Below are 1,815 nucleotides of genomic sequence, written 5' to 3'. Positions count from 1 at the left end.
ACCAGCAACGCGATCACGGTCACCGTCGACAACACGGCGCCGACCGCCGGCACGCTGGCGTTCGCCAACCTGACCGATACAGGCGTTTTTAACAGCCCGCCCATTCACACGAAGGATAATAACTTCGACATCACCCTAAGCGGCAACAGCGATGCCAACGGCACCAGTGTGTCCTATGAGGTTTCCACCGACGGCGGCGCCCATTGGTCGACCACGACAACTTCGCAGACGAACTTGGCGGACGGCGATTACAAGTTTCGGGCCATCGTCACCGATCCGGCCGGCAACTCCTCGACCAGCAATATACTCGACGTCTTTATTGATAATACACCGCCTGGCGGCGGTACGCTGTCGTTTACCAACCTTGTCGATACAGGCAGTGGCGACACGATTCCGATCACGGAGGACGGTACATTCAATCTGCACCTGCAACATCCTGGGGATGATGTAAGTGGCATTGACAGTGTATCCTATCAGATCTCGCTAGACCGAGGTTCCAGCTGGACGACTTCAGCGACCGTCCTGAGTAATTTAGCTGATGGTGATTATCAATTTCGTTCCGTTGTCACGGACGGGGCCGGCAACAGCTCGACCAGCAACGTCATCGAGGTGGTGGTCGACAACACCGCGCCGAGCGCCGGGACGTTGTCCTTCAGCAACCTGACCGACGGCGGGACGGCCAATACGCCGCCGGTGACCACCGACAACACCTTCGACCTGACGCTGAGCGGCAACAGCGACGCCAACGGCACGACGGTGACGTACGAGCAGTCGACCAATGGCGGCACGACCTGGACCAGCACGACGGCGAACCAGAGCGGCCTGGCGGACGGCGACTACCTGTTCCACGCGGTGGTGACGGATCCCGCCGGCAACTCCTCGACCAGCAATGCGATCGAGGTGAAGGTCGACAATACGGCGCCGAGCGCCGGGACGCTGTCCTTCAGCAACCTGACCGACACGGGGACGGCCAATACGCCGCCGGTGACCACCGACAACACCTTCGACCTGACGCTGAGCGGTAACAGCGACGCCAACGGCACGACGGTGGCGTATGAGAAGTCGACCAATGGCGGCACGACTTGGACCAGCACGACGTCGAACCAGAGCGGCTTGGCGGACGGCGACTACTTGTTCCACGCGGTGGTGACCGACCCGGCGGGCAACAGCTCGACCAGCAACGCCATCGAGGTGAAGGTCGACAATACGGCGCCGAGCGCCGGGACGCTGTCCTTCAGCAACCTGACCGACACGGGGACGGCCAATACGCCGCCGGTGACGACCGACAACACCTTCTCGCTGACGCTGACCGGCAATGCCGACGCCAACGGCACCACAGTGTCGTACGAGAAGTCGACCAATGGCGGCGCGGCCTGGACGAGCACCACGGCAAGCCAGAACGGCCTCGCCGATGGCGACTACCTGTTCCACGCCATCGTCACCGACCCGGCAGGCAACAGCTCGACCAGCAACGCCATCGAGGTGAAGATCGACACCACGGCGCCGACCGCCGGCACGCTGGCCTTCACCGGCCTGACCGACACCGGCACCGCCGACACGCCGCCGGTGACCACCGACAACACCTTCACGCTGACGCTGACCGGCAATGCCGACGCCAACGGCACTACAGTGTCGTACGAGAAGTCGACCAATGGCGGCGTGACCTGGACGAGCACCTCGGCAAGCCAGAGCGGCCTCGCCGATGGCGACTACCTGTTCCACGCCGTCGTCACCGATCCGGCGGGCAACAGCTCGACCAGCAACGTGGTCACGGTTGTGGTCGACACCACCAATCCGACCGCCGGCACGCTGTCA

General features: G+C 63.0%; 1 protein-coding gene. It reads left to right on the top strand.

The window, feature by feature from the left end; translation table 11 throughout:
- Nucleotides 1–1,815: beta strand repeat-containing protein (locus PMN64_RS42785; RefSeq protein ID WP_411785108.1), on the top strand; the 1,815-nt coding region annotated here is incomplete at both ends.

This window comes from Bradyrhizobium sp. UFLA01-814, from assembly GCF_046718885.1.
GTDB classification, from domain to species: Bacteria; Pseudomonadota; Alphaproteobacteria; order Rhizobiales; family Xanthobacteraceae; genus Bradyrhizobium; species Bradyrhizobium elkanii.
This window is presented reverse-complemented; position numbering and strand designations above follow the sequence as displayed.